Source organism: Nitrospirae bacterium CG2_30_53_67, from assembly GCA_001873285.1.
Lineage (GTDB): Bacteria > CG2-30-53-67 > CG2-30-53-67 > CG2-30-53-67 > CG2-30-53-67 > CG2-30-53-67.
Window position 1 is genome coordinate 1 of record MNYV01000012.1, and the last position, 14,758, is coordinate 14,758.

The window sequence follows — 14,758 nt, forward strand, 5'->3', positions numbered from 1 at the left end:
CGCGGAGGCCTTTGTGATCTTGTCGAAGAGATCCCGTGCGGTATCCTCAGGCCCGATGAAGATCTTCTTCTGTCCTACGATGCCGCCGGCATCGGGCTTCGGAACCATGTCATGCAGGGTGACGCCGGTTTCGCTCTCGCCATGGATCAGCGCCCAGTTGACCGGGCATCGCCCCCTGTACTTTGGAAGATAGGAGCCGTGCATGTTCATGGATCCGAGGCGGGGGATCTTCAAAATCTCCCCAGGGAGCATGTTCCGATAATAAAAGGAGAAGATCACGTCCGGCTTGAGTGATTCGACCCATCGGATAAATGCTTGGGTCCTCACGTCAGAAGGGGTATGGACCGGGATGCGGTTCCTGCGGGCGAGGTCTGCTGCCGACCGGAACCAGATCTCTTCCCTTGGATCATCCTCGTGGGTGACCACGGCGATCACCTCGGTCCCCTCATTGATCAGGACCTCAAGGCATGCGTGGCCCACATTATGATAAGCAAAGACCAGGGCTCGCATCGGGCTATTTCCCATATCCATATATCTTCCGTATGACGAATCTCGGTCTCCTCCGCACCTCCTGGTAGATCCGGCCCACGTATTCCCCCATGATCCCGACGCTGAACATCAGGATGCCGATCAGGAAAAAGAGGATGTCGAAAAGGGTGAAAAGTCCTTCAGCCTCCGGGCCTACGATGATTCTCCGGACCGCCAGAAAGATGCCGAAGGCCACGCTCAGCATGGCAATAATAAATCCGAGAAAGGTGAATATCTGGAGCGGAACAACCGAGAATCCGGTCATGAGATCAAAATTCAGGCGGATGAGTTTGTAGAGGGTGTACTTGGATTCTCCGGTAAGCCGTTCCTCATGCCCCACCTCGACTTCCGTGGGATTGGAGGCGAAGGAATGCGCCAGGGCCGGGATGAAGGTGGTCGTCTCATGACACTTGTTGATGTTCTCGATGATCCGCCTGTGATAGGCCCGGAGCATGCAGCCGTAATCCTTGAGCTCGATGCCGGTGATCCGGCTCGTGATCTTGTTGACGGCCCAGGAAGGAATCTTTCTGAAAAGGGAATCCCGGCGCTGCTTCCGGTATCCTCCCACGGCGTCGAAACCGGCCTCGATGCTCTTGACCAGTTTCGGGATCTCTTCCGGAGGGTTCTGCAGGTCTGCGTCTATGGTGATGATGATCTCCCCGCGGCATTTCTCAAAGGCGGACATGATCGCCATGTGCTGGCCGAAGTTCCCGTTGAACTCGATGATCACCACCTCCCCGGGGCAGCGGTTCAGAAAATCCCTCAGAATGTCCATGGATCGGTCCACACTGCCGTCGTCCACAAAGATGATCTCAAAGGGCTTCCCTATGTTTTTAAGAACCGGATAGAGGCGCCCGAAGAGCCTCTCCAAGGTGGCTTCCTCGTTGTAGACCGGAACCACCACGGATAGGTAGGCGGCGGACGGATTCATCCCGGCAGGTTCCGGGTGCGCCTTGTGCTCTCGTATCTCCCGATCCATCTTCATGTCCTCCTCCTGTGCTGCCGGCAGACCTTCCTGACGGCGGCGATCACGTCCTCCTGATCCTTATCCGTCATCGCGGGATAAAGAGGCAAAGAGAGAATCCGGTCCGAGACATACTCGGCGTGCGGCAGGTCTCCCCGGCGGTAAGGAAAATGTTTCCGATAATAGTCGTGAAGGTGAACCGCGATGAAATGAATCCCTGTGCCGATCTTTTCCATCTTGAGCGCATCCATGAATCCGTCACGGTCCAGGGTCAGTTTTTCAGGCCGCACCAGTATGACATAGAGATGCCAGGCGTGAAGGTGAGGATAAGAGACCTCCTGGGGCAGTTCGATCTCATCCAGATCGGCGAAGGCCTGGTGGTATCGCTCCGCCATCTCCTTTCGCCTCCGGTTGAATGTCGGAATCCTTCTCAACTGGTGGATCCCCAATGCGGCCTGGATGTCCATGAGGTTGTATTTGAAACCGGGGGCCAGGACGTCGTAATGCGGCGTCCCCTTTTCATCGTAGCGTTTCCAGGCGTCTTTGGATATGCCGTGAAACTTGAGCATGCGGATGGTCTCGGCCAGGTCTTCGTGGTTTGTGGTGACCATCCCTCCCTCTCCGGTGGTCATATTCTTGATCGGGTGAAAGGAGAAGACCGTGAGCTCGCTTCCGGCGCCGATCCGCTTCCCTCGGTATTCCGTCCCTATTGCATGCGCGGCATCCTCGATGACCTTAAGATGGTGAGCGCCGGCAATCTCGTGGATCCGGTCCATATCGCAAGGCTGCCCTGCGAAGTGCACAGGAATGACGGCCTTGGTCCTGCCGGTGACCTTCTCTTTTATTTTTTCGGGGTCGATCTGCAGGGTCTGCGGGTTGATATCCGCAAAGACCGGCGTGGCCCCGTTGGCTACGATCATGTTCACGGTGGCCACGAAGGTCATCGGCGTCGTTATCACCTCGTCCCCGGGACCGATGCCCAGGGCCATCATGGAAAGATGCAGTCCGGCTGTGGCCGAAGAGAGCCCCACGGCATATTTGGAGCCTACGTATTCGGCGAAGTCCTTTTCGAATTGATGGGCCTTGGGCCCGGTGGTGATCCATCCGGATCGGAGTGAGTCGGAAACCTCCGCAATCTCCTCTTCGCCGATGGATGGGAGGGAAAAGGGGAGAAAGGTGAGCCGCCCGGGGGGCGATTGCTCTATATTTTTGGTCATAAATCCCCTTCAGCTTTGGGTAACAGACTGAATATATCAATCTCAAATCTCAAATTTGAAATCTCTTTATATCGGCGTCTGCTCCCCTTGATTATGGTTGGTGAGAAAAACCAGATCCCACTTCCATCCCTTGAGGGGGAGATCCGGTATATAGAGCTGTATGCTGACTTTTTCCAGGCGTTCTTTTTCACGTTTATAGATGGATCGGTTCATCAGGCAGTATACGGTTTTCCCCTGTTTGAGAAATGAGATTCCATCCTCGATCCTGTACTCGAAATCCTTGAGGGGGCGGTTTCGCTCCCGGTTGATGTAAAAGACGGCGCTGGGCGGGTGAAAGCCCACGCAGCCGAGATCGCTGTCACCGGCTTTTTCCGCCGCCATCCGGCAGAGCTTCTTGGATGAACGGCTTCGGGCGTCCAGTTCCGGATAGACCACGCCGGCAGAGAAGAACTCCATCGAGAAGGCGAGAACAAAAAAGGCCGTCAGCATCCTTGTTGCCTCGCTCCGTTTGATGAACCGGAACATCAAGGCCGACCAGATCGTGATGAAAAGGAGCGCTGTTAGCGTCTGCAATACGAGACCGGAGAGTTTTACCAGGACAAAAACCGTCCCTGCCGTTCCAACCAGAATCAGGAGGACAATCAGAAAGATTCCGCCGCCCCTCACCCAGCGCATCAAGCTGATGAATTTATTTTCATAAAAAATTTGATGAAGCGCCTCACCCACAAGGAGAGAGAGGGCCGGATAAAGAGGAAGAATATAGATGGAACGTTTGCTTTGCGACAGGCTGAAAAAGATCAGCATCGAAAGAAACCAGATCAGGAGAAAGATCCTCCCCGGATTTTTTTCCTTGTCTTTTTGAAACCAGTAGGACATGGTGGCCGGCAGGAGAATCGTCCATGGCATGAAGTGCAGGGGAAGTTTCACCAGGTAATAATAGAAAGGCTGCAGATGATCAAAGGCATGGAAGAACCTCTCTATGTTCTGCCGGAAAAAGAACTCGGTTCCGAAGGCCTTTCCCTCCAGAATGAACCATGGGGATGCGACCAGCAGGATCAGGAGCAAGCCCGTCAAAGGTTTCATGCGGGCGACGGCCTTGATATCCTTCTGAACGAGAAGATAGAGCCCGGCGACCATCACGGGAACCATGACTCCGAGCGGGCCTTTGGCCAGAACGGCCAGTCCCATTGCGAGGTAGGCGGCAAGGATGTTTCTTTGAGGAAGGATGCCGTGATAACATGAATAAAAAACAAACAGGGAGAAGGTCAGCAGAAGGCAGAGGATCATATCAATCTCCGCGGACCGGGCCTGCTCAAAGATCATATGGTTGCTGATGAAGATCAGGGCGCCCAGGAACGCGGCGCTGTGGCCGAAGATGATCCTTCCCAGGAGGAAGACCAGCAAGGCCGTCCCGATCCCCGCCAGGGCCGAGGGGGCCCGAGCCGAGAACTCATCCACCTTCCCCTGGAATGCGGAAAAGGCGGCGATGCTCCAGTAATAGAGCGGCGGCTTGACCAGGGCGGGTTTGTTGGTGATGGGCTCGCCGTTGTAGCTGAGATGAATCCAGTCCTTGCTTTTCAGCATCTCATAGGCGATGACCGCCCCCCTTGGTTCGTCCGGATCCCAGAGAGAGATCTTCCCAAGGTTATAGAAGAAAACAGACCCTGAGAGGGCAAGAATGAGGATGACGGATAACCAGTATTTAATCAGCCATTTGTCTGATGACATTAATTTCTTCCTGATGTTTTCACCCACTCTTTTAGAGAGAATTTAAAAAAATAAAACTAACATAAAACCCTTCATTCTGCAAGATTTTTCATGTTCAAGGCATTGACAGAAAGCCGTTCCTTCGGATAGAATCCTATAATTTTAGAAAAGGATCGGCATGCAGAAAAAAAGACCTTTTAAGCAAGGGGCAAGGATCTACAACCTCTTCCCGCTCCTTGCCGGCGTCATAGATCTATGGCCCGCCCATCTGCGCCGGGCCAGGGATATGGAGTTCAATTGGGTTTTTGTAAACCCGTTCCATTATCCGGGCTTTTCAGGAAGCCTCTATTCCATCAAGGATTACTACAAAATCAATCCCCTGCTTGTTTCCGAGCGATCGTCAAAAAGTCCGATGGATCAATTAAAGAAGACGGTGGAGGAGACGAAAAAACTGGGGCTGAATATGATCATGGATCTGGTCATCAACCATACGGCCGTGGACTCGCTTCTGGTTAAGCATCATCCGGCATGGTATCTTTGGAACCCTGAGGGTACGGTGAAGAATCCTTCGGTATGGGAAGGGGACCGGTGTGTGGCGGTCTGGGGGGACCTGGCTGAAATCAACAACGAAAACTCTCCGGATCGGGAGAATCTTTGGAGATACTGGGAGGAGCTTGCGCTCTTTTACTGCGGGGTCGGGTTCAAAGGGTTTCGATGCGATGCGGCCTACCAGGTGACGGACGCTCTCTGGAAACGGCTGATCCATCGGGTCAAGGAATCCTATCCCGGCGCCCTTTTCTTCGCCGAGACCCTGGGCTGCGAGATTGAGGATGTGGTGAGGCTGGGGAAGGCCGGATTCGATTATACCTTTAACAGCTCCAAGTACTGGGATTTTGAGGAGCCGTGGTGCCTGAGCCAGTACCGGGAGAATTCATGCTGGACACCGTCCGTGAGTTTTGCCGAATCCCACGACACCCTGCGTCTCGCAGAGGAACTCCATGGGGATGAACAAGAAATCAAACAGCGTTATCTCTTCTCAGCGCTCTTCTCAACGGGCGTGATGATGCCCATGGGTTTTGAGTTCGGGTTTCAAAAAAGGCTGCACGTGGTTTCAACCAGGCCTGCTGACTGGGAAGAGACCCATACGGATCTGACCGGTTTTATCCGGGAGGTGAATGGTTTAAAAAAAAGCCATCCGGTTTTCAATCAAGACGGCCCCATGGAGATCGTAGACGTGGAGAACCCGAGAGTCCTCTGTTTAAAGAAGAAGACCTTTGAAGGAGACGAATGCGCCCTGATCCTCCTGAACAAGGATCAAAAAACGCCCCAGGCTTTTCGCATCCCCTCCCTTGTCTCCCTCCTTTCCGAGGAGGGCCCGGCCATGGATATGACGCCGGAACATTTGAGGACTGTTCTTCCCGATGATTTTCGGGAAGAGATCCCTCCCGCAGGTTACCGGGTCATCCATAGCGGGCCTTGTTTCTGATTTTTATCCTCCCTTTGTCATTCATCCGGCAGATATTAAGGATCTCAAAATAGATTTAAGACCATTAATAAATCGGAATTCAGGAGATCGTGCTGGACAGTTTCTTAAAGAGATACTCTCGAAGCCTGTTTTTGTGGTAATAGGATTTCACGACTTCAAACTGGCAGAAGAGCTGCATGATCTCCCGGTTCTTGTAATGGCAAGCCGTGGACGGAATCTCTTGGGCGGGTTCATGGATGACCATCTCCTGGTCGATGATCTTGTGGCGCATCACGTGCTTTGCATGGAGTTCTTCCCGGGCATCAAAGAGGGCGATGATGAATCCCCCGCCTTTGAGGAGGACAAAGAGCCTTTCAATCAGGATCCCGGCATCTTCCGGCTTCATGGCTTCAAAGATGTCCCAGCAAAGGATCCCGTCAAAGGAGGAGAGGGGATAGTTCTGGAGAAATTTCGGTTCGGACGGGGCATCCTCTACGGAAGAATTCAGGTAATCGCTCAGGAAGTCCTCCACGTAGATTTTAAAACCTTTTAGTCCGAAGAAACGGATATTGGAATTGCAGGCCGATCCCATATCCAAAAGGGCCGGATGCTCAAGATGGGAGGTGTTTTCAAAGAAGAAGTCTAAGGTCCGAAGAGGGCTCTTGGTGCACGGTTCGGGTTCCGGAATGTGGAGCCGGCTTTCTGATCGTGTACTCCATTGCATAAACGTTCTTTCAGGTCAATGGCCGCATCATACGTCCGTCCATGCCGGGGGTCTCCCTGAAAACCATCGCCATCCGGGAGCGAAAAAATTGTGATTAATGGGCGCCCGCTTTTGCAGCCGAGAGGGAAATGGGTTCCATGGTCTCTTTGATCTTTTCCTTGCCGTTCTTGCCTTTGAATTCGACATTCAAATTCATGGGTTTTCTTTCGCTTTCCATCTCTATGCTCCCCTTGAATTTGGCGCCGTCTTCAATGACCACACGCGGGGCGATGATGTTTCCTCTGAGGCTTCCGGTTTTTGTGATCTCGATTTTGTCCTCAGCATAGACATTCCCTTGGACCTCGCCCATGATGGTGATGTTCTTGGCAAAGACTTCGGCTTCAATCCTTCCATTGGAACCGATGGTCAAATTGTGGTCCTTGAGTTCAATGTTCCCATCCACCTTCCCCTCAACGGTCAGGTCTTCATTCCCGGTCAGTTCACCCTTGATATAGATGGACTGCCCGATAAAGACGCTTTTCTTTGACAGGTTCTGATCAGGAGCGGGCGTCGAGAATGGGCGCTGCGGTTCGGGATCCGTTTTCTTGAATGGGGCTTCTTTTCTTTCAAACATGGGGAATTCCTCCTGAAATGAATAGAAAAAAAGAGCGGGACCCAGGCCTTCTTTCAGATCCCGTTTATATATATATTTTATTTCAATATCCCCTTATGCGCAAGGGCTCCCTTGCAGGGGATAGAGGATATGATGGGATGATTGGGGATGATAGGGATGATTTTTGGTGTAAAACGGACAAGTTACGGTCATTTTAAGAAAAATGAAGTCATGCTAAGAAATCATTGACTTTTCTGAAAGCTCTGGTAGTATTTGCAGCAGAGAGTGGGCGATTAACTCAGCGGTAGAGTGCCATCTTCACACGGTGGAAGTCGCCGGTTCGAACCCGGCATCGCCCACCATTTTTATTACTTCCTGAGATGTGATGGTTCTTCATTCCTGAATGCACTTTCATCCCCGGCCGGACTTCATGGACGAGATCTTCTTGAGCCACGAGACCACGCCGGGGGTTGCGAGCCAGACTTCGCGCATCTGCTCACGGTAGAACCAGGCCTCATCGTCTCCACCCAAGGTTACCCAACTCGGATGCATTTCGGGCTTGCGTACACGTTTTGCGATCAGATAATGAAGGACTTTGGGGCGTGATTTTACAGCCCGTCGTGCTGCCTCCCCGGCCTCCACGAGACGGTCCATCCGGTAGAGGGCCAGGACGCGGCCATAAAGCAGTTCCGGACTTCCGTCATCGGGATACCGGTCGGCAAGTTGCAAAGCCTTCTGTTCCTCCCCTGATCGAAGACAATGATCCATGACCAGGCAGCGGAAACCGTGATTGTCATTCGGATTCAAGGCGAGCATCTGCTCAGCGAGTTTCATCGCCTCCCGGTCATCACCGCGCTGCACGCAGAGCGACGTCAGCCGCGCAAGAAGTCGAAGAGGAGGCCGGTTTTCCACAAAGCCCCAGTTGAGACGCAGGCCGGGATGTTTACGCAAAACGGCATCTATGATCGCATGCGCACGGCGGAGCAAAGGTTCCAAAAGCACATTTTCCAGAAATGGGAGGTCGGATTCGGGATGCATATAAACCGCAGTGGCCAGATCGTCTATGATCTCCAGGCTGTCAAAGGCCTGCGGATGATCTTCAAGGAATTCCATCCAGTCATCCTCCTCGCCGGGGTCCCAGATATCTTGGTTTTCAAAGGGATAAGGGTTGACGGAAAAGGGCTTGCCCAAGGGGACAACCTCTTGCCATCCCTCTTCAAGTTCCTCGATCTCCTCGGAAGGCATAAGAAGCATTTCGGGATCCCGGCTCCGGGATTCCTCATCGCCGGTTTCATCTTCCAGCGCTTTAAACTGTCTTTGCCATGCCGCCTCCAGTTTTGGAATCTGGCCCAAAGGGATTCCCAATTTTTTCATTCGATCCGCTGTGCCGGACAAGGAATCTCCCATTAGATCGGATCCAGGCGTATCCGTCACCACAAAATAGAGCGGCACAGGGCGGTCAGCCGCTTTCCGGATCCACTGTTTGAGCCTTTCCACGGCGCTCCCTGTGGTCTCAGAACCCACGTTAGATAGAGCCGCCACAGGGTCTTGACTCGCTTCTATCAGGAAATTGAGAGGAGTTTCATCCTCTTTGTAGCCAAGCCTTTGCAGGCGTTTGGCCGGAAACCGAGACCGCTCTCGAGCCTCATCCGTTCTTTTCTCCGCGACCAATAAATGGACCTCGAGAACGCCGATCATGGGATTGTCAGGGTCATCACTTCGGGCTTTTTGAAAAGCGTCCCATGCCCCCTGATGATCCCCCTGATCCATGCGAATGGCGGCCAGGCGCTGGTAAGCCCCGGCGCGAAGGGGGGAAGCAGGCGCAGTGCCGATGACTTGTTGAATGAGCTTTTGCTTTTTCGCGTAGGAGCCAAGCTCATCATAAAGATTGAAGACCATCTCCAAAGCGAATTCATGCAGACTGTCCGTGCCGGCCATTTCACCGTGAAATAGCGGCAGAAGGAGCGACAAGGCCTTTTTGGGCTGTCCGTGATCCCGGAGGTCTTCCGCCTTATCCACAAGAGATTCAATGGGGATCTTCCGCGCTGCCAAAAGCTGCTGCACCGTATCCCGGGGCAGCTTCTCCAGCACCAGGGGCCACAGGGTCTGCACATGAAGCGGCGGCAGCGCAGGAAGCGACGCGCAGCACTTCTTGTATTTTGCTCCGGACCCACAGGGGCAGGGGTCGTTCCTGCCCGGAGTGGGAAGTGGGGAAGGCCGGAAACCGTTTCCGGGGAGCGGGACGGCGTTCCAGACCGCACGGGATAGAATTGTCGCCAGGGCGTGAAGAGCTTGCGGCGCCTCTAAGGGGAACATCCCCTCCCCCATGTAGTCAGGCAGCTTCACCTGAAGCCATTGCCTGTATCGTTCATAGTCCTCGTGTTTTAAAATCTCCGAAACGGAATTACTCAGCAGCTTTTCAGATTTGATCTCTTTGAAGTTATCCATACCCGTATTCATCATTCACGCTCCTCTTTATGACCGGGAGGCTAACCCGTCTTTTTTCCCCTTGATCCCCTCATGCAGTCTGGCCGACTTGCCCTCCTTGTCCCGATCTATCGGGACGTTTTACCGGGGAATGTTTTTTAAAAAGATCCTCTAACCGTAAAATACCCTATCATAAAAAAGCCGTACATTAAAGATGAATTTGCCTTTTGCAGACTCAGAAGGTCAGATTCTCAAGCGGGGTATACGGGAGGCCCAGGGATTTGGAGACCAGGGGATGGGTCAGATGCCCTTTGTGTGTGTTAACCCCCTTATACAATGCCTTTGACTTTTTCAGGGCCTTGGCGAGGCCGGCATCAGCGATCTCCGAAAGGTAGGGGAGGGTCACATTGGTCAGGGCGAATGTGGAGGTCTTGGCTACGGCGCTGGGGATATTGGTGACGGCGTAGTGGATGACATTGTCCACTTCATAGACCGGGTCGGAGTGCGTGGTGGGCCGGGTGGTCTCGATGCAGCCCCCCTGGTCCACGGCCACATCCACCACCACGGAGCCCCCTTCCATGGAGCGGATCATCTCTCTCGTCACCACCTTGGGCGCTCTCGCGCCGGCGATGAGCACGGCGCCGATCAGGAGGTCGGCCCTGGCCACGGCGTTTGATATATTTTTCTTGATTGCCGTCAGGGTGGTGATGTTTCCCTGAAAATAATCATCATGAGAAATTCGGTGAGGGAGGGGTTTGCAGCCAGGTGGAGGAAGGTGAAGAGGGTCTGTCCTTCCCTGAAGAGGTCGTATTCAGCAGGGAGGGGCTCCTTGACCTTGAGGATCAGTTCCGATTCGCTGAACAGGGTGCGAAGGTCGGTCAGGATCTTCCCCCCGGCCTCTTCAAATTCATGATCCGGGATCCCGCTTCCCACGCCGGCCCCCTCCTGGATCAGGACCTGATGGCCGGATTCGGTAAGGTCTTCCACCCCCGCGGGTGTAATGGATACGCGGCGCTCGCCGTCCTTGATCTCCCTTGGGACCCCGATGATCATCGGATCTCCTGTTCCTCCTTGAGGACCAGATTCCCATACAGATTCATCCGCCGGTCCTTAAAGAAGCCGCTCTGCGTCCTGGCCTCGGCGATTATGGAGAGGTCAATATCAACCAGCGAGATGCCTTCCTGAATGCCGATGGGATCGGCGAGCAGTTCGCCGTAGGGATTTACACAAAAACTCCCGCCGTAGAAATCAAGGCCATGGTCGTGTCCTGCCCGGTTGACCCGAAAAACAAAAAGGTTGTTGACGAAGGCGTTGGCGGAGATGACGTGGAGCCATCTCTCCTGCGAGGCATAGGCCGCCGCGGTCGGAGCGAAGATGATTTCGGCCCCGCCGAGGGCCAGGGCCCTCGATCCTTCGGGGAAGAAATTATCCCAGCAGAGCTGAATGCCGATCTTCCCGCAGGCTGTGTCCATCACAAGGAACCCGGACTCGCCGGGTTGAAAATAATATTTTTCATTCCAGCCGGGGATAGAGGGGATATGGGCTTTTTGATAAACCCCGATGGCCGTCCCGTTCGCATCAAAGACCGCGGCCGAGCTGAAGGTTTTTTCCCCCTTCCTTTCAAAGAAGGGACAGATCAGCACGACCTTATGGTCACGCGCCGCCTCACGAAACGGGTTAAGAATTTCGTGATCAAGGGGAATGGCATGATTGAATGCCTCTGGGGTTTCCTCTTTCAGAAACCAGGGGAGGAAGAAGATCTGAGGAAAACAGATGATCCTGGCCCCACTCTCGGCGGCATGGCCGATATAACGGACGGCCTTCCGGATGTTTCGATCAATATCATCGGAACAGAAAATCTGTATGCCGGCGATCTTGATGGCGGCTCTCCTTGTAACAGGTTGACTTATCTTCGCCGCTCTGCACGGAGCGACTGAATTCGTAATTACATGTCATTGTCCGGCTCGACCTGTCTGCCGTGACATCGGCACAGGCAGGCCGGACAATCCATGGTTCGACAAGCTCACCATGACAATTGTCACCCTGAGCCTGTCGAAGGGTGGATTCCCCGATCAAGCATGCCCTCCGACTTGATCGGAGGGTCGGGGAATGACGTTGTTTGTTGATTCATGGCGCCATGCACAGTTCTGCTTCGGCCTCATTTCCCGCAGCATTTCTTGTATTTTTTCCCGCTCCCGCAGGTGCAGGGTTCGTTTCTGCCGATCTTCTTTCCCTTGACCACGGTCTGTACCTTGGCGGCCCCGCCGCCCTCGCCGCGGCTGTAATAGACCTCCTGTGAGTGTTTCGGCTTCTCCATCTCTACGGCTTCAGGGCGTTCGATCTTGAGGTGGAAAAGCAGGGTCAGGGCATTTTCATTGATCCGGTCCAGGGTCTCCTGGAACATGTTGAACCCTTCTTTCTTGTACTCTAAGAGGGGGTCCCTCTGCCCGTAGCCTCGGAGGCCGATCCCTTCTTTGAGATGGTCCATGGCCAGAAGGTGGTCCTTCCACTGGGTATCGAGAGATTGGAGCAGGACCATCTGCTCGACCTGACGCATGAAGGACTCCCCGAGCTCAAGTTCCTTCTGATAATGCGTATTGGCGACATGGGTCTTGAGTTTTTCCGATAGATCTTCAGGCTCCATCCCCTGAATTTCATTTTCGTCAAAGGGGAGCTGAAGATGAAAGACCCTGTGATAAAAATCCTTCAGCCCGTCAACGTCCCATCGGCGGCCTTTTTTCTTATCTTCCGTGTAGGTCTGAATGGACCTCTGTAAAACTTCACCAATGGTTTCCTGGATGATATCCTTGACATATTCTCCCTCAATGATCTCTTTACGCAGGGCGTAGATCGACTCCCGCTGCTGGTTCATGACATTATCGTATTCCAGGAGCTGCTTTCTGATGTTGAAGTTCTGGGATTCGACCTTCTTCTGGGCATTCTCGATGGCCTTGGTCACCATCCGGTTCTCGATGGGGACGTCCTCCTCGATGCCGAGACGGTTCATGATGGAGGAAATCCTCTCCGCGCCGAAGATCCGAAGGAGATCGTCTTCCAGGGAAAGGTAGAACCGGGAAGATCCCGGATCGCCCTGGCGGCCGCATCGGCCTCGGAGCTGGTTGTCGATTCTCCGGCTTTCGTGCCTTTCGGTGCCCAATATATGAAGCCCGCCCTCTTTGACGACCTTCTCGTGCTCTTCCCGGCACTGGACTCTGAAGTGTTCAAGGAGGGTCTCATATTTTTCGGTTCCCTCCTCGGCGGAGGCTGTGGCCAGGAACTCAGGGTTGCCGCCGAGCACAATATCGGTGCCCCGGCCTGCCATATTGGTGGCGATGGTGACCGATCCGAACCGCCCGGCCTGGGCTACGATCTCGGCTTCTTTTTCGTGATGTTTTGCATTCAGCACATGGTGGGAGATGCTGGACTTTTTAAGGTAGGCGGAGAGCTTTTCGGAATTTTCGATGGAGATGGTGCCGACCAGGACCGGCTGTCCGCGCCTCCGGCATTCCTCGATCTCGGTGACAACCGCCTTGAACTTTTCTTTTTCGGTCTTGTAGATCAAATCGTGAAAGTCGTTCCGGATCATGGGCTGATTGGTCGGGATGACGATGACCTCGAGGTTATAGATCTTTTGAAACTCCTCGGCCTCGGTGTCGGCGGTTCCGGTCATGCCCGCCAGTTTTTTGTACATCCGGAAATAATTCTGGAAGGTGATGCTGGCCAGGGTCTGGTTCTCCCGTTCGATCTTGACTCCTTCCTTGGCCTCCAGGGCCTGATGAAGCCCGTCGCTGTATCTTCTTCCGGGCATGAGGCGCCCGGTGAACTCGTCCACAATGAGCACCTCATTGTCCTTGACCACGTAATCCGTGTCCCGTTTGAACAGGGTGTGGGCCTTGAGGGCCTGGTTCACATGGTGGACCAGTTCGATGTTGGATGCATCATAGAGGTTCTTCACACCGAGGTAGTTTTCTACCTTCTCGTTTCCTTCTTCGGTCAGGGCCGCGGTGCGGGCCTTCTCGTCCACGGTGTAGTCCGTGTCTTTTTCCAGCCTGGGGATGATTTTGTCGATCTTGTAGTACTTGTCCGTGGATTCTTCGGTCGGACCGGAGATAATGAGCGGCGTGCGGGCCTCGTCGATCAGGATGCTGTCCACCTCGTCTACGATCGCGTAGTTGAAATCACGCTGAACATAATCCTTCAGACGGAACTTCATGTTGTCCCGCAGATAGTCAAACCCGAATTCGTTGTTGGTTCCATAGGTGATGTCCGCATGGTAAGCGGTTTTTCTCTCTTCGTCCGACAGGCCATGCACAATACAGCCTACGGTCATCCCGAGGAAGGTATAGATCTTTCCCATCCACCGGCTGTCCCTTCCGGCCAGGTAATCGTTTACCGTGACCACGTGGACACCCTTGCCCTCGAGGGCGTTTAAGTAGACCGGAAGGGTTGCGACCAGGGTCTTTCCTTCCCCGGTCTTCATCTCGGCAATCCGTCCCTGGTGCAGGACGATCCCGCCGATGAGCTGCACATCGAAATGACGCATGGAGAGGGTCCGGACCGAAGCCTCTCGCACCACGGCAAAGGCCTCGCACAGAAGATCGTCTATGGTCTCCCCTTTTTGCAGGCGGTCTTTAAATTCCAGGGTTTTTTTGGCGATCTCCGCATCGGACAAGGCTTTAATTCCAGGTTCCAGGGCGTTGATCCGGCCCACAAACGGTTTGATCTTCTTCAGCTCCCGTTCGTTCCGGGTGCCCATGATTTTTTTCAGGATATAGGCGATCATTGCATCATTTCCATGTTAGGTTCTTCTCCCATTTGGTGGGTAAAAAAGGGTTCGAGGGTTCCAGAACCTATAGAGATCCAGGGTTCAAGGGTTCCAGGGTTCAAGGATTCAAGTGGTTTTTTTGATTTCTGTTACCCTTCAGTTTTTTCTATGCTTTTCACTTGGACCCTAAGCCCCTTGACCCCTCGGACCCTTGAGTTTTTAAAAAGCACTTCACTTGACCCCTGGAATCCTTGACCCCTTGACCCCTGATGTTTTCACCCACTCTTTTAGAGATGATTCTTTTTTTTAAATGGCGGGGTTGGAACCCAAATCCTTACGTCTGATTGGGGACCTGGGACATTTTATTGG

At 53.6% G+C, this 14,758-nt stretch carries 9 protein-coding genes, 1 tRNA gene and 2 pseudogenes; 2 read left to right on the forward strand and 10 right to left on the reverse strand.

Going from position 1 to position 14,758, the window contains the following annotated elements; all coding sequences use genetic code 11:
• The 4 genes and pseudogenes from AUK29_00465 to AUK29_00480 form a co-directional block, all read right to left on the reverse strand.
• Nucleotides 1-531: pseudogene (locus AUK29_00465) on the reverse strand (hypothetical protein).
• Nucleotides 515-1,459, reverse strand: a complete 945-nt coding sequence (locus AUK29_00470; protein OIP66534.1) for a glycosyltransferase — start codon at nucleotides 1,457-1,459, stop codon at nucleotides 515-517. The pseudogene AUK29_00465 and the gene AUK29_00470 overlap by 17 nt, the downstream one beginning before the upstream one ends.
• Nucleotides 1,460-1,509: 50 nt before the next feature.
• Nucleotides 1,510-2,709, reverse strand: coding sequence for a UDP-4-amino-4,6-dideoxy-N-acetyl-beta-L-altrosamine transaminase (locus AUK29_00475; GenBank protein OIP66526.1), 1,200 nt, complete (start codon nucleotides 2,707-2,709; stop codon nucleotides 1,510-1,512).
• Nucleotides 2,710-2,775: 66 nt separating this feature from the next.
• Nucleotides 2,776-4,437: a hypothetical protein gene (locus AUK29_00480; protein OIP66527.1), complete on the reverse strand. Its 1,662-nt coding sequence runs from the start codon at nucleotides 4,435-4,437 to the stop codon at nucleotides 2,776-2,778.
• Nucleotides 4,438-4,594: 157 nt separating this feature from the next.
• Between AUK29_00480 and AUK29_00485 the strand changes: the two genes are divergently transcribed.
• Nucleotides 4,595-5,902 carry a hypothetical protein gene (locus AUK29_00485; protein ID OIP66528.1) on the forward strand — a complete coding sequence of 436 codons (1,308 nt, stop codon included), beginning with the start codon at nucleotides 4,595-4,597 and terminating at the stop codon, nucleotides 5,900-5,902.
• 79 nt (nucleotides 5,903-5,981) lie between these two features.
• Here the strand turns inward: AUK29_00485 and AUK29_00490 are convergent, their stop codons facing one another.
• Together AUK29_00490 and AUK29_00495 are read right to left on the reverse strand one after the other, a co-directional pair.
• Entirely contained in the window at nucleotides 5,982-6,605 is a 624-nt protein-coding gene (locus AUK29_00490) for a hypothetical protein (protein ID OIP66529.1), read from the reverse strand.
• Nucleotides 6,606-6,699: 94 nt separating this feature from the next.
• Nucleotides 6,700-7,218 carry a hypothetical protein gene (locus AUK29_00495; protein ID OIP66530.1) on the reverse strand — a complete coding sequence of 173 codons (519 nt, stop codon included), beginning with the start codon at nucleotides 7,216-7,218 and terminating at the stop codon, nucleotides 6,700-6,702.
• A gap of 266 nt (nucleotides 7,219-7,484) precedes the next feature.
• Here AUK29_00495 and AUK29_00500 point away from each other — a divergent pair.
• Nucleotides 7,485-7,559, forward strand: a tRNA-Val gene (locus AUK29_00500).
• Nucleotides 7,560-7,608: 49 nt separating this feature from the next.
• On the opposite strand, the gene AUK29_00505 is transcribed toward AUK29_00500, so the two are convergent.
• The 4 genes and pseudogenes from AUK29_00505 to AUK29_00520 all read right to left on the reverse strand — a co-directional run bounded on the left by AUK29_00505 (nucleotide 7,609) and on the right by AUK29_00520 (nucleotide 14,407).
• The gene (locus tag AUK29_00505) at nucleotides 7,609-9,660 is read right to left on the reverse strand and encodes a hypothetical protein (protein ID OIP66531.1); all 2,052 of its coding nucleotides are present in this window, start codon (nucleotides 9,658-9,660) and stop codon (nucleotides 7,609-7,611) included.
• 199 nt (nucleotides 9,661-9,859) lie between these two features.
• Nucleotides 9,860-10,677 (reverse strand): annotated as a pseudogene (locus AUK29_00510) (hypothetical protein).
• Nucleotides 10,674-11,504: a hypothetical protein gene (locus AUK29_00515; GenBank protein OIP66532.1), complete on the reverse strand. Its 831-nt coding sequence runs from the start codon at nucleotides 11,502-11,504 to the stop codon at nucleotides 10,674-10,676. Before AUK29_00515 ends, AUK29_00510 begins: the two are co-directional and overlap by 4 nt.
• Nucleotides 11,505-11,782: 278 nt before the next feature.
• Nucleotides 11,783-14,407: a preprotein translocase subunit SecA gene (locus AUK29_00520; GenBank protein ID OIP66533.1), complete on the reverse strand. Its 2,625-nt coding sequence runs from the start codon at nucleotides 14,405-14,407 to the stop codon at nucleotides 11,783-11,785.
• Nucleotides 14,408-14,758: the final 351 nt, after the last annotated feature.